We start from the raw sequence: 22,155 nt of genomic DNA, 5'->3' as shown, positions 1-22,155 counted from the left end.
CGCAAAGCGCAAGGCGCCGCGGCCTTCGCGCGCAGCCCTTAAAAACCGCCAAGAAAACCATTTTGTCTCCTTAGGTTTCTTGTATAGAGGGACAGTCGCCAGCCCAGCGCCGCAAAAAGGCTCAATCGCCGCTTCTGGACCGCTCGGATCGGCTTCCTTTGGTAGCTCATGTTCGAACGTCGAGATGTGTTGAAAGCGGGCTTGGGCGCAATCGCGGCGGGAATCGTCCCGCCGCCATCAGGCGCGGCTGGTCAGACGGCGAAACCGAAGGCGTCCGAGCCGTCGCCTTTTTCGCGGGACATGGTCGTCGAACTGGCGCGGGCGCTGGCGGCGAAGCCCTATACGCCGCCGCGGACCGACCTGCCCGAGCCTTTCGCCAATCTCTCCTACGAGCAATTCGTGGGAATCAAGACGAGGCCAGAATCGACAATCTGGCGCCGCGACAACGCCGGCTTCAGCATTGAGCCGCTTCACCGCGGCCATATTTTCGCCGCTGCGGTCGATATTTACCTCGTCGAGAACGGCGCCGCCGCGCGGCTGCACTATGAAAGGCGCCGTTTCGACTATGGCGCGCTGAATGTGCCCGACGCGCTGCCCGACCTCGGATTCTCGGGTTTTCGGGTGCTGTCCGCGCAAAATGGCGCCGCCGAAGCCGAACTCGCCATATTTCAGGGGGCAAGCTTCTACCGCGCGGTCGCGCGCGGGCAGAATCTCGGCGTCACCGCTCGCGGCCTGTCGATTCGGACAGCCGATCCGCGCGGCGAGGAGTTTCCCGCGTTTCGAAGCTTCTGGATCGAGAAGCCCGCCTTGGGCGACAACGCCCTCGTCATCCATGCGCTGCTTGATTCGCCCAGCGTCGCGGGCGTTTACCGCTTCACCCTGCGGCCGGGCGAGGCGACGCTCATCGACACGGAATTGACGCTCTACCCACGAACGGCGATCGATCATTTCGGGCTCGCCGGCTTTGCGGCGACTTCGCTGTTTACGCCGCTCGACCGCGTCAGGTCGGACGATTGGCGGCCGATGGTCGCCGACATCAACGGCATTCAGATGCTCACCGGCCAGCGCGAATGGCTTTGGCGACCCGTGTCGAACCGCGAGAATTTGCAATTCTCCTCTTTCGTCGACGCAAATCCGCAAGGCTTTGGCGCGCTGGTGCGACAACGCGATATCGACGACTATCAGGACGATCAGCAGCATTGGGAGCGTCGGCCGTCGCTCTGGGTCGAGCCCCTCGGCGAATGGAGCGAAGGCGCCCTGCAGCTTGTCGAGATTCCCTCTGAGTCCGAAAATAACGCCAATATCGTCGCCTATTGGCGGCCCAAGGCCGCGCTTGTCGCCGGCCGGGAGGCGTCCTTCGCCTATCGGCAGTTCTGGTGCTGGGAGCCGCCGTCGCGACCGCCGCTGGCGATCGCCGCGAGCGCGCGCTCCGGCCGCGCGCCAGTGGGCAAGCTCCGCCGTTTTGTTGTCGTCTTTTCCGGCGATCTACTGGCGGACCCCCAGCGTACGGCGCAACTAAATGCGGCGTTGACGACCTCTCCCGGATCGGCGACCAATATTCAGACCTATTTGAATGCTCCAGGGAAGTCGTGCCGCGTCGTCTTCGACGTTGACCCGTCCGGCGAGAACTACTGCGAGCTTCGGCTCGTTCTGCAGTCGGATGAACGCCCGATCAGCGAGACCTGGCTCTACCGATGGACGTCGTGAATTTCGCCGCTTTAGACGACCCGCCGCCGTCAAGGGAGCGGACAACCGACGATTCCGATCCGGCCGCCGCGCCGCCGACGCCGATCGAGAACCGGTTGTCCATGCCGGCGCAAAATCTGTTCAAATTCGACGCGCGCCAGCGACGCAAACCCGAAGCGCCGTGGCTGTGGCGAACGCCGTGGCTGGCGAGGATTATGACTTTTGGCGGCGGTTTCGCGCTGACCGCCTATGGCGCCCATGAAATGTATAAGGTCGTCGACGTCGGCGGCGTGACCACCCTCAAATGGGCGCTGCTCGCTCTCTTCGTGCTCAATTTTTCCTGGATCGCCCTCTCCTTCGCGAGTTGCGTCGTCGGATTCGCCCTGCTGATGCGCCAGCGCCGGCGCGCGCCGCTGCCGTCGAGCCTCTGCGAAACCACGGCCGTGGTGATGCCGATCTACAATGAGGCGCCAAGCCGGGTCTTCGCCGCGTTGCAGACGATCTGTGAAGACGTGCAGGCGACCGGACTTGGCGCGCATTTCGATTGGTTTTTCCTGTCCGACACGACCAATCCCGACATCTGGGTCGCGGAAGAACGCGCCTTTGTCGCCATCCGCCGACGGCTTGGTCCGCAGGCCCGCATCTTCTATAGGCGGCGAGAAAAGAACACGGCGCGCAAGGCCGGCAATATTGAAGATTTCGTCTCGCGCTGGGGCGGCGCCTATAAGCACATGGTCGTGCTCGACGCCGACAGCCTGATGAGCGGCCCTACCATCGTCCAGCTCGCCGCCGCGATGGAGGCCGACCCCGACAGCGGCATTATCCAAACGCTGCCGCTGATCATCAACCGCAACACGCTATTCGCCAGGGTCCAGCAATTCGCCGCGCGCATCTACGGCCCGGTCATCGCGATGGGGCTAACGGCCTGGATGGGCCGCGACGGCAATTATTGGGGCCATAACGCCATCATCCGTACGGAAGCCTTCGCCAAGCACTGCGGGCTTCCCGATTTGCGCGGCCGGCCGCCCTGGGGTGGTCACATCCTCTCGCACGACTTCGTCGAGGCGGCGCTGATCCGACGCGCTGGCTATGCGGTCTATATGATGCCGACGCTCGGCGGCTCCTTCGAAGAAAGCCCCCCTTCGCTGATCGATTTGTCGATTCGCGACCGGCGCTGGTGCCAGGGCAATCTGCAGCATGCGCGCGTCCTGTTCGGCAAAGGCTTTCACTGGGCGTCGCGACAGCATTTTCTCACCGGGATTTTTGGCTATCTGACTTCGCCGCTGTGGCTCCTGCAGCTGCTCATCGGCATCTTGATCGTTTTCCAGGCGAGCTATTTCCGGCCGGAATATTTTACCGGCGAATTCGTGCTCTTTCCGACTTTCCCACGGTTCGACGCCGAGCGGTCGCTCGAACTCTTCGGCCTCACCATGAGCATTCTGCTGGCGCCCAAGCTGCTGGGCCTGATCGTCGCCGTCGCCGAGCCGGAAACCCGCAAAGGCTCCGGCGGCGTCATCATGCTGCTAATCTCGACGGCTTTCGAAGTCGTGCTGTCCGCCCTGCTCGCGCCGATCATGATGCTGATTCAGACCGGCCATGTGCTGCACATCGTCTTCGGTTTCGACACCGGTTGGGATCCGCAGCGGCGCGACGACGGCTCGGTGCCGTTCACCGACATCGTCCGTCGCCACATCTGGCACGTCGCGCTCGGCCTGCTGAGCCTGATCGCCGGCTTCATGATCTCGACCTCGCTCGTCGCCTGGATGTCGCCGACGATCGCCGGCCTGGTGCTCGCGATTTTCATTTCCTGGGCCACGAGCCAGCGTTGGCTCGGGCTGGTCCTTCGGCGGGCGGGCGTGCTGAACACGCCTGAAGAAACGACGACGCCGCCGATCGCCAAGCGCGGCAGGGCGCTGACCAAGACGCTCGCCCGCGCCGGCGAAGACGACGTCAATGGTCTGCTGGCGATCCACGCCGACCCGGAGCTGCGCGAACTGCATGAAAGCTGGCTGCCGACTCGCCGACCCCGGCAGCGCGGACAGATCAGCGCCGATCGGGCCCTGGCCGAAGCCAAGATCGCCGACGCCGAAACGATCGAAGACGCCGTCAATTGGCTCAATCGCGGCGAGCGGCTGGTGGCGCTCTCCGACCGCGCCCTGCTCGGCATGATCGCGCGTCTGCCGCGCCGCGCCGCGCTCGCGATCGCGGCGCAGAGAACCGCGCGCGCTGCGGAGTGACCACGCTCGAAATGGGGCTTGCCGGCCGTTGACTCGCATCTACAAACTCGTCTCGCGCGCCGACTGGAAGGCGGCCGAAGCGTCCGGCGTCTTCAAGGGCGCCGAGATCGACCTCGCCGACGGCTTCATTCATTTTTCGGCCGCCGAGCAGGTCGAGGAGACGGCCGCGAAATATTTCGCCGGTCGAACCGATCTGCTGCTCGTCGCGGTGGACGCCGTCACGCTCGGCGAGGCGCTCAAATGGGAGGCCTCGCGCGGCGACGCGCTCTTCCCGCATCTCTATGCGCCGCTTGCTCTCGAAAATGTCGCGCGCGTCGATCCGCTTTCCGTCGGCGCGGATGGCCTGCACGATTTCTCTGATATTCTCGAATGATCGACGCTTTCGCGATCGCTTCGCCGCTTCTGCGCCTGCTTGATCCCGAAACGGCGCATCGCGCGACGATCGCGGCGCTGAAATTGCTGCCGCCGCGCGCGCCGGCGCCGGATGATCCGCGTCTTGCGGTCTCGGCTTTCGGTCTCGACTTTCCCAATCCGATCGGTCTTGCAGCGGGCTTCGACAAGAATGCGGAAATTCCCGACGCGATGCTCGGCCTCGGCTTCGGCTTCGTCGAAGTCGGGACGCTGACGCCGCGCGCGCAGCCCGGCAATCCGCGCCCGCGCGCTTTCCGGCTCGTCGAGGATCGCGCCGTCATCAACCGCTATGGCTTCAACAATGACGGCCATGCGCCGGCGCTGGCGCGCCTGTCAAAACGCACGCGACGCGGGATCGTCGGCGTCAATATCGGCGCCAACAAGGATGCGACGGATCGCGTCGCCGACTATGTCGCGGGCGTCGCCGCCTTCGCCGACGTCGCGAGCTATTTCACGATCAATGTGAGTTCGCCCAATACGCCGGGCCTGCGCGATTTGCAGGAGCCCGACGCGCTCTCCGAACTGCTCGCCCGCGCGATCGAAGCGCGCGACGCTGCGCGCATTCGGCGCCCCCTGCTGCTGAAAATCGCGCCGGACCTTACGTTGGATCAGCTCGATAGCGTGGTGCGCGTCGCACGCGAAAGGCGCATCGACGGGATGATCGTGTCGAACACGACGATTTCGCGACCCTTAACACTGCGCTCGCCCTCGGCGAAGGAAAGCGGCGGCCTTTCCGGCGCGCCGCTGTTCGATCTCTCGACGCGCATGCTCGCGCAAACTTTTCTACGCGTCGACGGGCAGTTCCCATTGATTGGCGTCGGCGGCGTCGACAGCGCGGAAGCTGCGCTCGCCAAGATCGAAGCCGGCGCAACGCTCGTGCAGCTTTATTCGGCGCTCGTCTATGAAGGACCTAGGCTGGTCGCGCGCATCAATCGGGGGCTGCTCGATGCGCTGACACGCGAAAAAAGGACGCTTGCTGCGCTCGTCGGGCGCATGGCGCGGAGAACCGATTGAAAGATATAGAAAATGGCAACAATTGATCCTTACTCCGTATCCACGGTTCCCATTGAAATGTATTTCAACGACACGCCTCTCAGTCTCGGCACGTCCTTCATATGGGAAAAAGACAACCGACATTTCTTGATAACAAATTGGCACAATGTGTCCGGTAAATCGGCTGCTACGGGAAAGCACCTCTCAACTACGGCTGCTGAACCAAATTGGCTGCACGCTTGGATGAACCACAAGAGCGGCTTGGGAAACAAGTTTCCCTGTATTATCGAAATTCTCGATGCCAATGGGCATCCCGTTTGGTGGGTTCACCCCAAATTTGGGCGCTCTATCGATGTCGTCGCAATACCGATAGTTCCCAACGAAAATGCTGCAATGTACGCAATTAACCAAATGCCCAATGAACAACTGGCTCTGATGGTCGGCATGGATGTATTTATACTTGGGTATCCATTCGGCCTTGGTCCAAGTGGGTTACCCATTTGGAAACGAGGCAGTATCGCCTCTGAACCTGAGATATTTTCAGATACACAACAGTTCATGCTGGTCGATGCTGCGTCGAGACCGGGTATGTCTGGGTCTCCAGTAATACGGCGAAGTTGGGGAACACATTTTCTAGCCGAGGGCGGTGTAACGATGAACGCCGGGGTAGAGACAATGTTTGTTGGCATCTATTCCGGCCGTCTTGCAACCAATGACACGTCAGACCCGCAGCTAGGACTTACTTGGCCTGCGAACCTAGTTGAGCAGATCATAGCTGGAGCCCAGATCGAACCACGCTGAGCACGCGCGCAACGCTCATGTAACAACTCTCCCTTCCTTGTGACAGTGCCCGATGCTATCCAACGCGCATCCAACAAAGAGGAGCGACGATGACCGAGCATATCTGGCTGGCGACGGGCGAAGCGACGGTTCTGGCGGCGGACGGACAATATACCGACGCGATGCCGGAAGTGATGATCGGCAACGTCAAGGGGCCGGTCGGCCACGCCTTCGCCAGCATGGCGGGTCAGGTCGCCGGCCATCCGCGCATGTTCGTCATCCGCGACCTCAACCAGCAGGTCCGGCCCGCCACGATGATGACCACCAAGATGACGGTCAAATCGGAAGATTACGTCGAGCTGCTCGGCGGAATCGTGCAGGCGGCGACCGGCGACGCCATCGTCGACTGCGTCGCTGAAGGAATCATCCCCAAGGATCAGATCGACGAACTCTGCATGATCATCATGGTCTGGCTCGATCCGCGTTGCGCCAAGCACCAAAAGAAGCTCGACAGGAAAGACCTCTACCGCACCAATTATGAGGCGACGAAGCTGGCGATCTCGCGCGCGATGAAGGGCGAGCCGACGGCCGACGAACTCATCGCCAACCGCAAGAGCGTCCAGCATTACGCGCTTGAGGGCGTATTCGAAGACTGATCATCGCCGCAAACGCGCACGCGGATGATCATGCCGTCCTGAAACCAGCTTGAGAGACATTGCGCCAGCCGCTCCGGCGCAATCTCTCCCGATTGCTGGAAGGCGGTCATCTGGCAGATGTCGCCGAAGGCATGGCCGGCGCGCGCTTCGCAAAGCGCGACATATTCGTCGGGCTCGAGCTGGCGATAGGCCGATTCATGATCGACGCGCCACACGGCGGCATATTCGATGCCATCGCCCGCCGCCGACGCGTCGATTGTTTCCGGCGGCTCCTCGCTGATCGCGGCGCCATAAGCCGAGATCGTGCCGACGGCAAGTTCGAGCAGGTTGAGGCTCGGGTCGAAATCAAAAGCGAGCCGCGGCCAGTCATTCGACATAAATTCCGCGAGCGCCTGCACCGCCAAGGGCGTTTCGTCGGCGGCGTCGAAGGCGTCGACCATCGCGCGTTCGAACAGCGCCATCGATACGGCCCGCGCATCGTCGCGCCAGGTCGGACAATCCTTCATGAAATCCGGCAATCCGGTCGTGAAGAAGCGGGCGTTGGGGTCGCGCGACGGACGCTGATCGATGTAGTCGTCGATGAGCGTCTCAAACGCCTCTTCTCCGAGGACGGCGCGTAGGCCGGGGTGATCCTGCGACACGAAATCGGCGAGCCGCAGTCGATAGCCGCTCTGATAGACGCCAAGCAACGTCTCGGGAGTCGCGCCGCGCGGCGATGAGCGCAATTTTTTCAGGAGCGGCTTGTCCGCCTCTCCGGCGCCGGCCAGCATGCTCTCCTGAAACAGGGACTGAAAATCGGCGAGCTTCATGCCGCGCTGAGCGCCTGCTCATTGGCGATACGCGCATCGATGTCGCGCATATGTTGCAGCTCGTCGAGAAGCTCCGAGAAGGGCGGATAATTGTCATCGCGCTCGATCATCGCGGAGACGTCGCCGAAACGCCGGCGCGCATGCTCATAGAGCGCCCAGACTTCATCGCAGACCGGCTGGTCATGGGTATCGACGCGATGCGTCTCATTGTCGGTATGGCCCGCCATATGAAACTGCACGACGCGCTCGGCGGGAACGCCGTCGATGAAGGCGATGGGATCGAAGCCGTGATTGAAGCTCGAAACGAAAACATTGTTGACGTCGAGGAGCAACAGGCAGTCGGCCCGCTCCGCCATTTCGCGAACGAACTCATGTTCGCTCATTTCGGAATCGACGAAGGAGACGTATGTCGAGGCGTTTTCCACGACGAGCCGGCGTTTGAGGAAATCCTGCACCCGCTGGATGCGCTCGACGATATGGGCAAGCGACTCGCGCGTATAGGGAATGGGCAACAGATCATGAAGCGTGACGCCATGCACGCCGGTCCAGGCGACGTGATCGGAAATCCAGGCCGGCTCGACCCGTTCGGCGAGCGCCTTCAATTGCCGCAGATAATCCATGTTGAGCGGATCGGTCGAAGCGAGCGACATCGAAACGCCATGCATGACGATGGGATAATCGGCGCGTATGCGGTCCAGCATCGCCAGCGGCCGGCCGCCGGCGAGCATGTAATTTTCGGAGATGATTTCGAACCAGTCGATCGGCGGGCGCGACGCCAGAATCTCGTCGTAATAGACGGGCCTCAGTCCCAAGCCGTAGCCGAGAGGCGCGGGCTTTTCCATTGACATGTCCCCCTTGCGCTCCGCCGCGCGCGCCGAAGTCGGTCACGGGGACGGCGAATGAACCGCCCCCGCGCACGTCGAATATTACTTGGAGTGGCAGCGGCTCTTCATATTGCAGTGACCCTTGTAATGGTGGCACTTCGCCTTGTGGTGGCATTTGGCCATGCCGCGGCAGCTCGACTTGCCGCCGCAATGAGTCTTGGCGTGGGTCGCCTTGGCGCCATGCGCGTAGGCGGGTGCGACGGACGCGCCGCTCAACGCCAAGGCGACAGCGGCGGCTGCAAGCGCCGATCCTGAAATAATATTGGATTTCATTTCTCTCTCCTCTTTATATCCCCCTCGCAGTGAGGGGAAGTCGACGCTCTCGCCGCAGGCGCGGCGCATGGCAGCTTCTACTTAGCGTGCGCGAGCGCTGTGTCGGCCCCCGGCTGGCGCGGGAACGACGCGCGCCGGCAAAATGCACGCGCCGCTTCCTGTTTGCGCAAATTCGCGCCCGCGGATCAGTGCGAATCCGGATCGCGCATCGAAGCGTAGCCATCAAACCTAGGCGTGCGAATATGATTCCGCCAGCAATAAATTCGATGATACGGCGCGCGTTCATTTTATGTTTAATATATTAAATCAGTATATTAGTGGTATATTGCGTCGCAATATCATGCTTTTGCCGCTGCGCGCTGCGAAGCGCTTTCGACTTGAAGCGCTTGCGGCGGCGGCGCGTCGCTGGTAGATAACGCCCGCGCCGGAGACCAAGCCGGCGCATTCGTTTTGGTTTTCGACCTCGGGCCGCGCCGGCCAGTTCGTTTAGCGAACTTTTCGTCTTCCCTCGCGTTTTTGCCGCGGAGGACGTCCGATCGTCGATAGCTGGTCTGCAACGCTAACCCTTCGCCGGCGCCGCCCCTTCCGGGGTCTTCAGGAGAACAAATGTCCGCTACTACCGATCGCGTCCCCACGCGCGAAGATTTCGCCGCCCTGCTCGATGAAAGCTATGGCCAGAACGAAGCCTTCGAAGGCTCCGTCATCAAGGGCCGTGTCGTCGCCATCGAAAAGGATGTCGCCGTCATCGACATCGGCCTCAAGACCGAAGGCCGCGTCCCGATCAAGGAATTCACCGGCTACGGCCGCGACCCCGCCCCGCAGGTCGGCGAAGAGGTCGAAGTCTATCTGGAGCGCGTCGAGAACGCGCTCGGCGAAGCTGTCATCTCGCGTGACAAGGCGCGCCGCGAAGAGAGCTGGGTGAAGCTCGAAAAGGCCTTCGAGACCAATGAAAAGGTCGATGGCGTCATCTTCAACCAGGTCAAGGGCGGCTTTACCGTCGATCTCGACGGCGCGGTGGCCTTCCTGCCGCGCAGCCAGGTCGACATTCGGCCGATCCGCGACGTCGGCCCGCTGATGAATGTGCCGCAGCCGTTCCACATCCTCAAGATGGACCGCCGCCGCGGCAATATCGTCGTGTCGCGCCGCACCGTGCTTGAAGAGAGCCGCGCCGAGCAGCGCCACGAGATCGTCGCCAATCTCGAAGAGGGACAGGTGATCGATGGCGTCGTGAAGAACATCACCGACTACGGCGCCTTCGTCGATCTTGGCGGCATCGACGGCCTGCTGCATGTCACCGACATCGCCTGGCGGCGAGTCAACCACCCGTCCGAGGTGCTGACCATCGGCCAGACCGTCAAGGTGAAGATCATCAAGATCAATCACGAGACGCACCGCATCTCGCTCGGCATGAAGCAGCTGCTCGAAGACCCGTGGCAGGGCATCGAGGCGAAATATCCGATCGGCGCGAGATTCCATGGCCGCGTGACCAACATCACCGACTATGGCGCTTTCGTCGAATTGGAGCCCGGCATCGAGGGCCTCGTCCATGTCTCGGAAATGAGCTGGACGAAAAAGAACGTCCATCCCGGCAAGATCGTCTCGACCAGCCAGGAAGTCGACGTTCAGGTGCTCGAAGTCGATCCGGTCAAGCGCCGGATTTCGCTCGGCCTGAAACAGTGCCTGCAGAATCCGTGGGAAGCCTTCGCCGAGAAGCATCCGGTCGGCTCGACCGTCTCCGGCGAGGTGAAGAACAAGACCGAATTCGGTCTCTTCATCGGTCTCGACGGCGATGTCGACGGCATGGTCCATCTCTCGGATCTCGACTGGAACCGTCCCGGCGAGCAGGTGATCGAGGATTATAAGAAGGGCGACGTGATCAGCGCCCAGGTTCTCGACGTCGACGTCGAGAAGGAGCGCATCTCTCTGGGCGTCAAGCAGTTGGCGGGCGATCCCTTCGCCTCGGTGAGCGCCGAAGAAGGCGGCGAACTCAAGAAGGGCGCCGTCGTCACCTGCGAAGTGACCGAAGTCAAGGATTCCGGCATCGACGTAAAAATCACCGGCACCGATCTCGCCACTTTCATCAAGCGCAACGAACTCGCCCGCGACCGCGCCGACCAGCGGCCCGAGCGCTTCGCCGTCGGCGAGAAGGTCGACGCCCGCGTCACGCTCTTCGACCGCAAGGCGCGCAAGGTCTCGGTTTCGATCAAGGCCCTGGAAGTCGCCGAGGAGAAGGAGGCGATCGCCCAATATGGCTCGGCCGACTCGGGGGCGTCGCTCGGCGACATTCTCGGCGCGGCGCTGAAAGCTCGCGAGGAGACGCCAAAGAAGGGCAAGAAGTCCGAGGAGTAATAACTTTCCCCGGACTCGACATTCAGGCCCGCGCCGAAAGGCGCGGGCTTTTGTTTGGGCGCCCGCCCTTCCCTTGGGGGGAAAAGCCGCATCGCGAAGCGATGCGGAATGAGACAACCGCGCGGAAAAATCCGTCGCAAGCGGCGCGCTGAACCGACCGGCTTCGCCCCGTCAATCTTTCATTCACCAAAACTCGATTCATCGCGGCGCGTTAACCGCAATTTCCGAAGCCGCGACGCAATCTCGGCGCGTCATTCCTTGCGCGGCGCTGCAGGCCGCCGGAGTCGCGTCTCATGAGCGTTGCCGAATTCGATCCCAACGACAGCCATTATGCGCGCCCGCTGCGCGCCCGGCCGGCCGGCGCGCGCGCGGCGACCGGAATGGGAATCGGCGCAATGCTCATTCTCCTCGCCGCCCTCGTCATTTTTCCCCGCGAAGCCGAAACGCCCGAACCGAAGGGCGCGGCCACAATCGCGCCGCGCGCGACTGTCGCGCCGCCGCGCAAGATTTCCGCCAAAATCTCCATCGACGCGGTTGAAGCTTCCGCGCTGATGGCCAAACCTTTCAGCGTGTTCGATATATCCGCGCCCGAATTTAGCCGGGAGAAAAAGACCATCGCCGCGCGCGACGGCGAGAATGGCTCAGGCCGCATCGACTCGATTTCGGTAGGGAGGTTCGCGATGGGCGCGCCCTTCATGCGCGTCGACATTCATCAGGATATCGCCGAGAAGGAAAAGACGTCCGACTTCTTCCTCGACATGACTCGACATGCCGCGCAGGCGGAACTGAATGTCGAGAAAATCGGCCAGCCGAGCGAACTCGGCGCCAAATTCGGTTCGTTCGAGACCGCCGAAATACGATTGTCCCAGCCCGCCTCCGAAGGCGTCGCCGCGAGCGAACGCAACTGCCTCGCGACGCGCTTCATCGATGAGAAGCTTGCGATCGAAATCGCCGGGCTCGCCTGCGGCGAGGCGGCGAAGCCGATTGACCGGGTCGCGCTCGGCTGTCTGCTCGACCGCATCGATTACACCGCCAGTCCGGACCGGCCCGAATTGAACGCCTTCTTCACGCAGGCGGCGGCGTCCCGTTCGGCGGGTTGCGACAATATCTCGCGCGACGACCTGACCGCGACGATTCCGGCCCAGAAGAACGCCGCGCGCCGCAGCCATGCAAAGCCGGCGCGTCAACTCGCGCCGACCGCGCGCTAGAGCGCGCTGCGAAAAAGTGGGAACCGGCTTTTCGCATAGAGCGCGCTCTAAACTTTCGGAATCGATCACGTAATCTGCGTTTAGGCGATTCCGCCTAAACGCAGCGTGATCTAAGCGCGGCTCGCGCACGCATTCACCCTGATCACGGATTGTCGGCGGGAAACGACCGCGCCAATTCGCTTTTGCGAAACGATCCGCTATGATGATCGCTGGCGTTCAGTCCAAAGGGGATCGTGATGCGCAAAAATATGGTGCTGTCGGCGGGGCTCGCATGTCTGGTGGCGTTTGCGGCGGGCGACGCGCTCGCCAAGTCGTCGCGTTATCGCGTTTCCTCGGACGAACTCTATAACGGCCGCGGCCCGATCGACATTCAGCGCCGCAGCTGGCTCGATCCCGGAACTCAGGTGCCGGTGGGCAGCACCAATCGTTACATGGTGCAGCAGACCTACCTCAATCACGATCCGATCGAGCGCGCCCAGCGCAGCTGGTATATGCAGGAAACGCTTCCCCAGCGCCCGCCCTACAACGCCGACATGATCGTCCCTTACGACGATGGTTTTCCCTTCCCCTGGCCGTAAGTTCGGCCGTTTAAAGGGATCCGGGCTTAGGAAGACCTTGACGCGGGGAGCGCTTTCCTTTAGCTCCCCATCAGCCTGACGCGACCCGTTCGCGCCGGGCAAGCACCCGTGGCGTTTGAAGCAGACGCCTGTCGGCCGTATCAGCGGCAAAGGAGGGCGCGTTCTTAGCGCCCCGGCGTCGCCGGGGCAGCGAGAGACGCGGATCGAGATGACGCCCCAAGCGCAAGGCTTCGGGCGAAGTTCGTCTTGTCGCGCTCTCGCGAAACGCGATCGATGAGAGGACGACAGTCAAAGTGACGAAACGCGCAGAAGCCAAATATAAGCTTGATCGCCGCCTCGGCCAGAATATCTGGGGCCGGCCGAAGAGCCCGGTGAACCGCCGCGAATATGGCCCGGGACAGCACGGCCAGCGCCGCAAGGGCAAGCTCTCCGATTACGGCACGCAGCTCAAGGCCAAGCAGAAGCTCAAGGGCTATTACGGCAATATTTCGGAAAAGCAGTTCCGCAAATATTACGCGGAAGCGATCCGCATGAAGGGCGATTCCGGCGACAATCTGATCGGGCTCTTGGAACGGCGTCTCGACGCCATCGTCTATCGCGCGAAATTCGTTCCGACGGTGTTCGCCGCGCGACAGTTCGTCAATCACGGGCATATCCGCGTCAATGGCAAGCGCGTCAATATTCCATCATATCAGGTGAAGGTCGGGGACGTGATCGAGGTGAAGGAAGCCTCGAAACAGGCTGTGACCGTTCTTGAAGCGGTGCAGCTCGCCGAGCGCGACGCGCCGGAATATTACGACGTCGACCACTCCAAGATGACCGCGAAGCTCATCCGCGTGCCGCATGCGACGGAAGTGCCCTATCCGGTGCAGATGGAGCCGAACCTCGTCATCGAATTCTATTCGCGTTAATTTCAGCGCGCAGGAATACTTCGAAAACAGCCGCTTCGCGCGGCTGTTTTTTGTTTGGCGATTCTTGACTGCGGAAGCGCGATCGGAAAGTCTAAGCGCAAATGCGCCGTCGCCGCTCGCAAAACCACCAACGAATGACGGGCGGAACGGCTAGGAAACGTCAGGGAGAGGCGCTTGTCCGGGCCAACAAAGAAGCGACCGCCTAAGAATGAACGCGGCCAGCGTCCGCTCTGGATCGCGATCGGCGGCCTGACGGTCAGCGTTCTCAGCTACGCCATGAGAGACCTGCAGATCGGCGACGTCGTCTTCTGGTTCGGCGTGGTTCTCGCCTTTATCGGCGTGCTTTACTGGTTCATTCAACCCAGACACGGATTGTAGCGCCGGCCGCCGCCCCACGGCGAAATTTGAATTGCCACATTTGCCGAAGAGATTATGGTCTCTTCCGCGTCGCAACACTTATGGACCGCACATGCCCTTTGCTTTTCTGCCCCGTCGTCGTTTTCTTGTCGTCGCCGCTTGCGCGGTCTTCGCCGCCGCGCCGGCTTACGCCGACAAATCGCCTTCGGGCAAGGTTTCGACCGATGAGCTGATGGCGCCGAACGCGCTCCCCGACATTGTGGAAGGCCAGGCGAACGCGCCGGTGACGATCGTCGAATATGCATCGATGACCTGCAGCCATTGCGCGGCGTTTCATCACGACGTCTTTCCCGAGCTGAAAAAGAAATACATCGATGCGGGCAAGGTGAAATTCATCCTGCGCGAGTTCCCGCTCGATCCGCTGGCGACCGCCGCTTTCATGCTGGCGCGCGAACTCGGCGACAAGCGCAACGCGGCGGTCGATCTCCTCTTCTCGCAGCAGAAGAACTGGGCCTTTGCGGACAAGCCGCTCGATGGACTGGCCAATGTGTTGAAACAGACCGGGCTCGGCCAGGAGAAATTCGAAGCGGTGCTGAAGGATCAAGCGCTTTACGAGAATGTGAACAAGGTGCGTGATCGCGCGGCCGAGAAATTCGGCGTCAATTCCACGCCGACCTTCTTCGTCAATGGCGACAAATATGGCGGCGAGATCGGCCTCGAGGACTGGGACAAGATCATCGCGTCGAAGACGACCGCGGCGAAATAATTCGGTTTTCGGCCGATCTTCTGGGCTGTCATACGAAATCCGATTGATCCGCTCGGTTGTCATTCCCCACGCGCGCAACGCGCGCGATCGGGAATCCAGAGCAAAACCAGCGTTCTCGGATTGGCCCTGGACTCCCGGTCAGGCCTGCGGCCCGCCGGGAATGACACACAATGTCATTGCGCTAAAAAACCGTCCGTCGCTCCAGCGCCGCCGCGAGCGTGCCTTCGTCGAGATAGTCGAGTTCGCCGCCGACCGGCACGCCATGGGCGAGCCGCGTCACTTTCACGCCTGACGGCGCCAGAAGATCGGCGATGTAATGCGCGGTCGTCTGTCCGTCGACGGTGGCGTTGACCGCGAGCACGACTTCGCCGGTCGCCTCGGCGCGCACGCGCGTAACGAGGCTCGCGATCGCAAGATCGTCCGGCCCGACGCCGTCGAGCGGCGACAGCACGCCGCCGAGCACGTGATAGCGGGCGCTGAGCAGCCCGGCCCGCTCCAGCGCCCAGAGATCGGCGACCGTCTCGACGACAACGATGATCGATGCGTCGCGGCGCGCGTCGCGGCAGATGGTGCAGGGATCGCTCGTATCGAGATTGCCGCAGACCGAGCAAACGATGATGCGCTCCTGCGCGACGCGCATCGCCTCGGCGAGCGGCGCGAGCAGTTCCTCGCGCTTGCGGATGAGATGCAAGACCGCGCGCCGCGCCGAGCGCGGACCGAGGCCCGGCAATTTCGCCAGGAGCTGCACGAGCTTTTCGATTTCAGGACCGGCGACGCGTTCGGCCATGGTCTCAGCGCACGCAACCCTCTCCCACGGGGAGAGGGTCGGTCCGAAGGACCGGAGTGAGGGGCGACGGCCTTTCAATTGCGGTATGTGCAAACCGTGTGAAAGGGATACCCCTCTCCCGGCTGCTTCGCAGCCACCCTCTCCCATAGGGAGAGGGCGTACGTGCGCCACCCCAATGTTTCGCGTTCACAGCAGCCATCTCAAAACGGCAGCTTCAGCCCCGGCGGCAGCGGCAGGCCGCCGGTCAGCGCCTTCATCTTCTCGGCCATGGCTTCGTCGGCTTTGAGCCGCGCCTGCATATGCGCGGTGAGGATCAGATCCTCGAGAATTTCCTTTTCATCCGGCTTCAACAGGCTCGGATCGATCGAGACGCTCCGCATCGCGCCTTTGGCGGTGAGCGTAACTTTCACCATCCCGCCGCCCGCCTCGCCTTCGACGACGGTCTGTTCGAGCTCCAATTGCGCCTCGGCCATCTTGGCCTGCATCTGCTGCGCCTGCTTCATCAGGCCCATGAAGTCCATCATTGCGCTTCTCCGTCGTCTTCGTCGATTGGCGACGCATCATCATAAAGCGTTTCGGCGGACGCTGCGCCCTCGTCCCTGCCCCGCACCGCGACGATCTGCGCGCCGGGGAAACGCGCCAGCACGCTCGCGACCAGCGGATCGGATTCGAGAGAGGAACGGCGTCTGCGCTCCTCCGCCTCGCGCTGTTCCTTGAGGGACGGCGCGCCGCCCGCGGCGACGATCGACGCCATCCAGCGCTCGCCGGTCCAGGCCTGAAGCTTCTGCATCAACGTCGCCGCCAGATCGCGCGCGCCGCCGGGCGCGAGTTCGAATTCGATCAGCCCGGGTTCGAAGCGCACCAGCCGCACCTCGGATTCGAGCGCGATCTTGAGGCGCATGTCCCGCTTTTCCGCCGCAAGCGCCACGAGAGCGTCGAAGCTCGCGATAAGTGTCGTTGCGGCCGGCGCGGCGGAGGGCTGAGCGACCGCGGGGCGCGCCGCCGCAACCAGTCGCGGGCCGCGCGCCGGCGCCGCGCCGGTCGGCGCGCTTCTCGGCGGTGACGCTTGAGACTCGGCCCCCGCTGCGCCCTCGCCAAAACCGAGCCGGCGCAGCGCCTCGGCCGGAGTCGGCATGTCGGCGGCATAAGCGAGCCGCACCAGCACCATGTCGGCCGCCGCCAGCGGCCGCTGCGAGCCGCGCAATTCCTCGACGCCCTTCATCAAAATTTGCCAGGCGCGGGTCAGCGCCGGCACGGACAGACGGGCGGCGGCGTCTTCGCCCCGGCGCCTTTCCTCGGGCGTCAACGCCGCCGAATTCGCGGCCTCGGGCGCGAGCTTCAATCGCGTCGCGAGATGGGTGAATTCAGCAAGTTCGAGCAGCACCTGCGCCGGATCGGCGCCGCCATTATACTGATCTTCGAGAATGCCGATCGCCGCGGCGACGTCGCCCGACATCGCCGCTTCGAAAAGATCGATGACTCGCGCCTTGTCGGCGACGCCGAGCATCAGCCGCAGATCCTCGGCGGCGATCGCGCCGCCGGCGGCATGCGCCGCTCCGTAAGCGATCGCCTGATCGAGCAGCGACAGCGCGTCGCGCGCCGATCCTTCGGCCGCACGGGCGATCATGGCGAGCGCGTCCGGCTCGATGGCGACGCCCTCGGCCTTGCAGACGTTCAGCAGATGATCGGCGAGCAGGCCGGCGTCGATGCGGCGCAGGTCGAAGCGCTGGCAGCGCGAGCGGACCGTCACCGGCACCTTGTCGATTTCCGTCGTCGCGAAGATGAACTTCACATGCTCAGGCGGCTCTTCGAGCGTCTTCAAGAGACCGTTGAAGGCGGCCTTGGAGAGCATATGCACTTCGTCGATGATATAGACCTTGGTGCGCGCCATCACCGGGCGATAGCGGGCGTTGTCGATGATCTCGCGGATGTCGTCGATGCCGGTATGCGAGGCGGCGTCCATTTCGAGCACGTCGACATGGCGCGAATCGATGATCGCCTGGCAGTGAACGCCGAGCTCCTCCATATGGATCGTCGGCTGATTGATCGCCGGCTTGCCGTCGTGCGCCGGCAGTTCATAGTTGAAGGCGCGCGCGAGAATGCGCGCGGTCGTCGTCTTGCCGACGCCGCGCACGCCGGTGAGCAGATAGGCCTGATGAATTCGATTGAGGTCGAAGGCGTTTTCGAGCGTGCGCACCATCGGCTCCTGGCCGATGAGGTCCGCGAAGCTGGTCGGTCGGTATTTGCGCGCCAGCACGCGATAGGCCGAGGGCGGCGCCTGATCGTCAGTGAAAAGCGTGTCGTTCATCGACGCCATAAGCTCGGCAAAGCGTCATTGCGAAGCGACAAAGCAGTCGGAACGCCGCGCGGCGGCGCTGGATTGCTTCCGCTTCGCGCGCAATGACGACCAAGGATTTCGCCACGCTTGTAGCATAGCGTCGGACGCTGCGCCCGTCGAAACGCCTCGACCCGCCGCGCCGAGCAGGACCGTTGAGGCTAGCGATTAAGCAAGGGTGGGAGGCTGAACGGAGACCCGCCCAAGCTCGTTAGGGCTGCTTCCTTCCGGACCTGACCCGGTTGGCGAGTGAAGCGTCCAGCGCCAACCTCCCGGCCCCTATGTGGCAGAGGCTGGGAAAAGAAGCAAGAGATGCATTGTTTGCCGCCGCCGTGTCCATTGTCGGCAGCCAACGGAATACATGTAGACTTTTTTATTTCTGCGACTCCAACCGTCCGTTTCCGACGGATTGTTCGAACGCCTCGACCACCGCCGACGAAACCGACGATTCGCGCAGGAGTTTGCGCGCGAGTTGAACGACTTCATTATTCGGGTCAGGCTGGCCCGTGACCTCGAACATGAAAATGCCCGGCTTTGACCCTGTGGCGCTCGCTGCCGGGTTCACCGGGATCGTCTGTATCTTCATAGCCAACTCCAGCCGGAAGCCCCAATCTAAATAGAGACTTCAGGTAAATATTCTCCCAGAAAGGCCGCTTCAAGGCAAGGCCCGACCGAATCCAGCGTATATGGCTTAAGCGCCAATATGACCGCCTGTGCATCCTTGGACGCCGGATCGCGGAACGCTTCCGGAATGCCGCCAAGGCAGTCATAATTGATGACCCCGACCACGATTTGTCGCCTCGGACATTCGATCGGGAAGGAGAGTATCCAGCTGAGGTCGGGATGCAATTTGTGAAGCTCGCTGCTCGGCAGCTGATCGCCACTCCATGCAGCCTCGTTCTTGACGACGAAAAAAGGTTCTCCGCTCGTGAAGGCCTTGCCTGTCGACCCCAGCCCAAGATCAATCTCCAGCTCGAATTCCGGAGCGTAGGTCATATTGTCGAAAGCGCCGGGAACCATTTTCAAAACGCCCCGATCAAGGGAAAAATAATTGATGCGTATGACATCGGCCGGGGCGCGCAGAACTTTCGCCGCGACCAGCCGAAGCGCATCCAGCTTTCGCTTGAGGGTTCGCAGAAGATCATCGGGGAGGCGCGGATAGCTGATGAATCTGGCCCATTTGCCGAAACGGACGCGATCATGAGCGATGCTGTGGTGGCCTTCGATTTCTTCATCGAGCAGCCGCGCGCCATCGAAATCGAACTTTCGACGGCCGCTGTCTCCCGCATTCAACCCGGTCAACCAATGCGCCGCCCGGGAAAGGCGACCGCCGCCGCTCCCCGATAGAAAAGCGGCCAGGCTGACGACCCAGTCGGAGGTCGCGCGCACATTGAAGACGGCCGTCGCCAATTCTCGCTCGAACAGAGTCCGCCAGTCGAAATTTCGCGGGAGAATGCTGCCGGTCAACACCACCCGGTCATATTTCAATTCGCCATTGTCCCTGCGCAACGCCTCCATCGCGATAAAAGTGCCAAAACTGTGCGCGATGATGCTGATCCTGTTCGCGCCGGTATCCTTTCGCAGATTGATCAGCTCCCGGCGTATCGCTTCAATCTGACTCTCTCTGAACGGCTTGAACAGGAACCGCGTCGCGAAGAAATAACCGTAGTTGATGTGATAGGGAATCAGCCCATGCGACGCGAGGGCGGGCGTGATTTCCTTTTGCCAGCCGCCATTGGTGCGGATGCCATGGATCGTCACGACGATCTTGTTATAATTATTAATCGGCATGAGTAACGTCGCCCTAAAGTCTCTCGCAGCCGGCGCCCGCCAAAAGTGAACTCTCGAACGGACGCATCGTTTGGCATTCCGAAATTGCTTGTCAATAGAGCCGATAAGGCGCGAAACGGCTCCCAAGTCCCGTTCACCCTTCGCCAACAAACGGGATGCGTCCTTGCGGCGCGCTTGCTAAAGAGAGCGCGAATTTCGAGAGGATTTGCGCTTGACCCCCGCCACCGCCGCTACAGACTGCGAAGCTTCGCGCCTTGCGGCCATCCTTGCGCATTTCGCGCGGGAAGGCTTCGCGCGCTGCGAGCCGCGTCTTCTGCAGCCGGCGCATGTCTTTCTCGATCGCTCCGGAGAGGATTTCCGCGGCCGTCTCTATCTGACGAGCGACGGCTCCGGCGCGGAATTCTGCCTGCGCCCGGAATATACGATCCCCGTCTGCCTCGATTATCTCGCCTCGGCGCAGGCGGGCCAGCCGGCGGCCTATGCCTATGGCGGCTCGGTGTTCCGCGCCCCCGAGCATGGCGCGACCGGCGACGGCGAATTTCTTCAGGCGGGCCTCGAGAGCTTCGGCCGCGACGACCGCGAGGCGGCCGACGCGGAAATCCTCGTCGCCGCGCTGGAAGCCGCCGCCGCAGCAGGCGCGACGCGGCTCAATGTTCACATGGGCGACGCCGGGCTCGTCGCCGCCTTTCTCGAAAGGCTCGACATGCCGCTGATCTGGCGCCGGCGTCTCGCCGCCGGCCATGCGCGCGGCCAGAGGATCGCCGATATTTTCGCCGCGCCGAGGCGCAATGGCGGGTCGGAACAGTCGGGCGTCCTGGCGGCGCTGACCAAGGTCGATCCGGCCGATGCGCGCCGGCTCGTCGAAGACCTTCTGTCGATCGCCGGCATCACGCCGGTCGGCGGGCGCAGCGCGGCTGAAATCGCCGAACGCTTCCTCGACCAGGCGACGCTCGCCGACGGCGACGGCGTGTCGAAAGAAACGCGCGCGCTGGCGGAAGCTTTTTTCGCCATCGAAGGCGCGCCCGCACCCGCTTCCGCCGCGATGCGCAACCTCGCCGCCGACGCGCGGCTCGACCTTTCCGCCGCGCTCGACTCTTTCGACGCGCGCGTCCGCGCCATCGACGCGCGCGGCCTCACGGTCCAAGACATGCGCTTCTCGGCAAGCTTCGCGCGCCATCTCGACTATTACACCGGCTTCGTCTTCGAGGCGCGCCACGACGGCGATGGCGAGCCGGTGATCGGCGGCGGTCGCTACGACCGGCTGTTCAAGACTCTGGGCGCGGCTTCGGACATACCGGCGGTCGGCGCCGCCATCTGGATCGACCGACTTTCTCCGGGCAAGGAAGAGGCGTGATGCAAAAACTCATCATCGCCTCCCCTTCGAAAGGCCGGCTGCAGGAAAACGCCGCCGCCTTCTTCGCGCGCGCCGGCCTGGAGCTGACGCAGGGGCGCGGCGCCCGCGACTATCGCGGCGCCGTCGCCGGAGTCGAGGGCGCGGAAGTCGCCTATCTCTCCGCGGCCGAGATCACGCGAAGGCTCGCCAGCGGCGAAGCCCATCTTGGCGTCACCGGCGAAGATCTGGTGCGCGAAGAAATCCCCGATGCGGAGAAGAGAGTGGAGCTTCTCGCGCCGCTCGGCTTTGGCGCGGCGAATGTCATCGTCGCCGTGCCGCAGGCCTGGATCGACGTGCGCTACATGAGCGATCTCGCCGATATCGCCGACGGGTTTCGCGCGCGTCACGGCCGCGGCCTACGCGTCGCGACGAAATATGTGAATACGACGCGGCGCTTCTTCGCCGCGCATGGCGTTTCGGACTATCGCATCGTCGAGAGCTCCGGCGCGACCGAGGGCGCGCCCGCCGCCGGCTCCGCCGATCTCATCGTCGACATCACCACCACCGGCGCGACGCTCGCGGCGAATGCGCTGAAAATTATCGAGGATGGCGTGATCCTGCGTTCGCAGGCCAATCTCGTCGCCTCGCTGACGGCGCCTTGGAGCCAAACCGCGCGCGAAGCGGCGCGCATCATTCTTTCACGCATCGCCGCGGAAGAGGAAGCGCGCACGACGCGCGAGGTGCGCGCTGCTCTGCCCGATGTCAGCGAACAGATTCTGCGGGCGGCTGAAACGGACTTCGGCGCGGTACTACGCGACAAGGACAATTGCTCGGCGAGCTTCCGCTGCCCGGCGAGCAAGGTCGCGGCGCTCGCCGACTGGCTGATCGCGCAAGGCGCCAGAAGCGTCACCAGCGCCGGGCTCGACTATGTCTTTCGGGCGGAGAACGCCTTATGGAGCAAGCTCGCGGCGCGGCTTGGGTGACCCGAATGTCATTCCCGACGCGCGCAGC

General features: G+C 62.8%; 22 protein-coding genes and 1 other RNA gene. 14 read left to right on the top strand and 9 right to left on the bottom strand.

The window, feature by feature from the left end:
• The first annotated feature begins 168 nt into the window (after positions 1-168).
• The 6 genes from U1E20_RS01895 (at position 169) to fae (ending at position 6,763) form a co-directional block, all read left to right on the top strand.
• Positions 169-1,707, top strand: coding sequence for a glucan biosynthesis protein (locus U1E20_RS01895; RefSeq protein WP_409978889.1), 1,539 nt, complete (start codon positions 169-171; stop codon positions 1,705-1,707).
• Positions 1,695-3,923, top strand: coding sequence for a glucans biosynthesis glucosyltransferase MdoH (gene mdoH, locus U1E20_RS01890; protein WP_409978888.1), 2,229 nt, complete (start codon positions 1,695-1,697; stop codon positions 3,921-3,923). The genes U1E20_RS01895 and mdoH overlap by 13 nt, the downstream gene beginning before the upstream one ends.
• Before the next feature lie 28 nt (positions 3,924-3,951).
• On the top strand, positions 3,952-4,296 hold the full coding sequence (locus tag U1E20_RS01885; RefSeq protein ID WP_409978887.1) for a DUF952 domain-containing protein: 345 nt from the start codon (positions 3,952-3,954) through the stop codon (positions 4,294-4,296).
• A complete protein-coding gene (locus U1E20_RS01880; RefSeq protein WP_409978886.1) occupies positions 4,293-5,348 on the top strand; it encodes a quinone-dependent dihydroorotate dehydrogenase in 1,056 nt (351 codons plus the stop codon). The genes U1E20_RS01885 and U1E20_RS01880 overlap by 4 nt, the downstream gene beginning before the upstream one ends.
• A gap of 12 nt (positions 5,349-5,360) precedes the next feature.
• Complete coding sequence (locus U1E20_RS01875) at positions 5,361-6,128, top strand: serine protease (protein ID WP_409978885.1); 768 nt, start codon at positions 5,361-5,363, stop codon at positions 6,126-6,128.
• Between the two features lie 89 nt (positions 6,129-6,217).
• A complete protein-coding gene (gene fae, locus U1E20_RS01870) occupies positions 6,218-6,763 on the top strand; it encodes a formaldehyde-activating enzyme (RefSeq protein ID WP_409978884.1) in 546 nt (181 codons plus the stop codon).
• Here the strand turns inward: fae and U1E20_RS01865 are convergent.
• The 3 genes from U1E20_RS01865 to U1E20_RS01855 all read right to left on the bottom strand — a co-directional run bounded on the left by U1E20_RS01865 (position 6,733) and on the right by U1E20_RS01855 (position 8,729).
• Positions 6,733-7,572 (bottom strand): putative DNA-binding domain-containing protein, encoded by an 840-nt coding sequence (locus U1E20_RS01865; protein ID WP_409978883.1) that lies wholly within the window; start codon positions 7,570-7,572, stop codon positions 6,733-6,735. The two genes, fae and U1E20_RS01865, sit on opposite strands and share 31 nt — an antisense overlap.
• The gene (locus U1E20_RS01860) at positions 7,569-8,414 is read right to left on the bottom strand and encodes a DUF692 domain-containing protein (protein WP_409978882.1); all 846 of its coding nucleotides are present in this window, start codon (positions 8,412-8,414) and stop codon (positions 7,569-7,571) included. The genes U1E20_RS01865 and U1E20_RS01860 overlap by 4 nt, the downstream gene beginning before the upstream one ends.
• 84 nt (positions 8,415-8,498) lie before the next feature.
• Positions 8,499-8,729: a hypothetical protein gene (locus U1E20_RS01855; protein ID WP_409978881.1), complete on the bottom strand. Its 231-nt coding sequence runs from the start codon at positions 8,727-8,729 to the stop codon at positions 8,499-8,501.
• Between the two features lie 606 nt (positions 8,730-9,335).
• Between U1E20_RS01855 and rpsA the strand changes: the two genes are divergently transcribed.
• The 6 genes from rpsA (at position 9,336) to U1E20_RS01825 (ending at position 14,898) form a co-directional block, all read left to right on the top strand.
• Positions 9,336-11,078 (top strand): 30S ribosomal protein S1, encoded by a 1,743-nt coding sequence (gene rpsA, locus U1E20_RS01850; RefSeq protein ID WP_409978880.1) that lies wholly within the window; start codon positions 9,336-9,338, stop codon positions 11,076-11,078.
• Between the two features lie 293 nt (positions 11,079-11,371).
• The gene (locus U1E20_RS01845; RefSeq protein ID WP_409978879.1) at positions 11,372-12,286 is read left to right on the top strand and encodes a hypothetical protein; all 915 of its coding nucleotides are present in this window, start codon (positions 11,372-11,374) and stop codon (positions 12,284-12,286) included.
• A 236-nt stretch (positions 12,287-12,522) separates the two neighbouring features.
• The gene (locus U1E20_RS01840) at positions 12,523-12,864 is read left to right on the top strand and encodes a hypothetical protein (protein ID WP_409978878.1); all 342 of its coding nucleotides are present in this window, start codon (positions 12,523-12,525) and stop codon (positions 12,862-12,864) included.
• Positions 12,865-13,157: 293 nt separating this feature from the next.
• Entirely contained in the window at positions 13,158-13,775 is a 618-nt protein-coding gene (rpsD, locus tag U1E20_RS01835) for a 30S ribosomal protein S4 (RefSeq protein WP_409978877.1), read from the top strand.
• A gap of 174 nt (positions 13,776-13,949) precedes the next feature.
• A complete protein-coding gene (locus U1E20_RS01830) occupies positions 13,950-14,153 on the top strand; it encodes a hypothetical protein (protein ID WP_409978876.1) in 204 nt (67 codons plus the stop codon).
• A 91-nt stretch (positions 14,154-14,244) separates the two neighbouring features.
• Entirely contained in the window at positions 14,245-14,898 is a 654-nt protein-coding gene (locus U1E20_RS01825) for a DsbA family protein (protein WP_409978875.1), read from the top strand.
• A 181-nt stretch (positions 14,899-15,079) separates the two neighbouring features.
• On the opposite strand, the gene recR is transcribed toward U1E20_RS01825, so the two are convergent.
• The 6 genes from recR to U1E20_RS01795 all read right to left on the bottom strand — a co-directional run bounded on the left by recR (position 15,080) and on the right by U1E20_RS01795 (position 19,811).
• Complete coding sequence (gene recR, locus U1E20_RS01820; protein ID WP_409978874.1) at positions 15,080-15,685, bottom strand: recombination mediator RecR; 606 nt, start codon at positions 15,683-15,685, stop codon at positions 15,080-15,082.
• A 200-nt stretch (positions 15,686-15,885) separates the two neighbouring features.
• A complete protein-coding gene (locus U1E20_RS01815; RefSeq protein WP_409978873.1) occupies positions 15,886-16,209 on the bottom strand; it encodes a YbaB/EbfC family nucleoid-associated protein in 324 nt (107 codons plus the stop codon).
• Positions 16,206-17,993, bottom strand: coding sequence for a DNA polymerase III subunit gamma/tau (locus U1E20_RS01810; protein WP_409978872.1), 1,788 nt, complete (start codon positions 17,991-17,993; stop codon positions 16,206-16,208). Before U1E20_RS01810 ends, U1E20_RS01815 begins: the two co-directional genes overlap by 4 nt.
• A gap of 204 nt (positions 17,994-18,197) precedes the next feature.
• Positions 18,198-18,294: signal recognition particle sRNA small type (ffs, locus tag U1E20_RS01805), an RNA gene on the bottom strand.
• A gap of 99 nt (positions 18,295-18,393) precedes the next feature.
• Positions 18,394-18,606 carry a hypothetical protein gene (locus U1E20_RS01800; protein WP_409978871.1) on the bottom strand — a complete coding sequence of 71 codons (213 nt, stop codon included), beginning with the start codon at positions 18,604-18,606 and terminating at the stop codon, positions 18,394-18,396.
• A 26-nt stretch (positions 18,607-18,632) separates the two neighbouring features.
• Complete coding sequence (locus U1E20_RS01795) at positions 18,633-19,811, bottom strand: esterase/lipase family protein (RefSeq protein ID WP_409978870.1); 1,179 nt, start codon at positions 19,809-19,811, stop codon at positions 18,633-18,635.
• 211 nt (positions 19,812-20,022) lie between these two features.
• Here U1E20_RS01795 and U1E20_RS01790 point away from each other — a divergent pair, with 211 nt between their 5' ends.
• Together U1E20_RS01790 and hisG are read left to right on the top strand one after the other, a co-directional pair.
• Complete coding sequence (locus U1E20_RS01790; protein ID WP_409978869.1) at positions 20,023-21,165, top strand: ATP phosphoribosyltransferase regulatory subunit; 1,143 nt, start codon at positions 20,023-20,025, stop codon at positions 21,163-21,165.
• Complete coding sequence (gene hisG / locus U1E20_RS01785) at positions 21,165-22,127, top strand: ATP phosphoribosyltransferase (RefSeq protein ID WP_409978868.1); 963 nt, start codon at positions 21,165-21,167, stop codon at positions 22,125-22,127. The genes U1E20_RS01790 and hisG overlap by 1 nt, the downstream gene beginning before the upstream one ends.
• Positions 22,128-22,155: the final 28 nt, after the last annotated feature.

The sequence above is a fragment of the Methylocystis sp. genome, assembly GCF_046349115.1.
Classification (GTDB): domain Bacteria; phylum Pseudomonadota; class Alphaproteobacteria; order Rhizobiales; family Beijerinckiaceae; genus Methylocystis.
The sequence above is the reverse complement of the archived record's forward strand: the minus strand, read 5'-3'. Positions and strand labels throughout refer to the sequence as shown.

What these genes read in the sequence shown, in the direction of transcription:
- U1E20_RS01815 (WP_409978873.1), bottom strand. Translation starts at nt 16,209, where the DNA reads ATGATGGACTTCATGGGCCTGATGAAGCAGGCGCAGCAGATGCAGGCC.
- U1E20_RS01825 (WP_409978875.1), top strand. Translation starts at nt 14,245, where the DNA reads ATGCCCTTTGCTTTTCTGCCCCGTCGTCGTTTTCTTGTCGTCGCCGCT.
- U1E20_RS01880 (WP_409978886.1), top strand. Translation starts at nt 4,293, where the DNA reads ATGATCGACGCTTTCGCGATCGCTTCGCCGCTTCTGCGCCTGCTTGAT.
- U1E20_RS01855 (WP_409978881.1), bottom strand. Translation starts at nt 8,729, where the DNA reads ATGAAATCCAATATTATTTCAGGATCGGCGCTTGCAGCCGCCGCTGTC.
- U1E20_RS01800 (WP_409978871.1), bottom strand. Translation starts at nt 18,606, where the DNA reads ATGAAGATACAGACGATCCCGGTGAACCCGGCAGCGAGCGCCACAGGG.
- U1E20_RS01810 (WP_409978872.1), bottom strand. Translation starts at nt 17,993, where the DNA reads ATGAACGACACGCTTTTCACTGACGATCAGGCGCCGCCCTCGGCCTAT.
- U1E20_RS01795 (WP_409978870.1), bottom strand. Translation starts at nt 19,811, where the DNA reads ATGCCGATTAATAATTATAACAAGATCGTCGTGACGATCCATGGCATC.
- rpsA (WP_409978880.1), top strand. Translation starts at nt 9,336, where the DNA reads ATGTCCGCTACTACCGATCGCGTCCCCACGCGCGAAGATTTCGCCGCC.
- U1E20_RS01895 (WP_409978889.1), top strand. Translation starts at nt 169, where the DNA reads ATGTTCGAACGTCGAGATGTGTTGAAAGCGGGCTTGGGCGCAATCGCG.
- recR (WP_409978874.1), bottom strand. Translation starts at nt 15,685, where the DNA reads ATGGCCGAACGCGTCGCCGGTCCTGAAATCGAAAAGCTCGTGCAGCTC.
- mdoH (WP_409978888.1), top strand. Translation starts at nt 1,695, where the DNA reads ATGGACGTCGTGAATTTCGCCGCTTTAGACGACCCGCCGCCGTCAAGG.
- hisG (WP_409978868.1), top strand. Translation starts at nt 21,165, where the DNA reads ATGCAAAAACTCATCATCGCCTCCCCTTCGAAAGGCCGGCTGCAGGAA.
- U1E20_RS01840 (WP_409978878.1), top strand. Translation starts at nt 12,523, where the DNA reads ATGCGCAAAAATATGGTGCTGTCGGCGGGGCTCGCATGTCTGGTGGCG.
- U1E20_RS01865 (WP_409978883.1), bottom strand. Translation starts at nt 7,572, where the DNA reads ATGAAGCTCGCCGATTTTCAGTCCCTGTTTCAGGAGAGCATGCTGGCC.
- U1E20_RS01875 (WP_409978885.1), top strand. Translation starts at nt 5,361, where the DNA reads ATGGCAACAATTGATCCTTACTCCGTATCCACGGTTCCCATTGAAATG.
- U1E20_RS01845 (WP_409978879.1), top strand. Translation starts at nt 11,372, where the DNA reads ATGAGCGTTGCCGAATTCGATCCCAACGACAGCCATTATGCGCGCCCG.
- fae (WP_409978884.1), top strand. Translation starts at nt 6,218, where the DNA reads ATGACCGAGCATATCTGGCTGGCGACGGGCGAAGCGACGGTTCTGGCG.
- U1E20_RS01860 (WP_409978882.1), bottom strand. Translation starts at nt 8,414, where the DNA reads ATGGAAAAGCCCGCGCCTCTCGGCTACGGCTTGGGACTGAGGCCCGTC.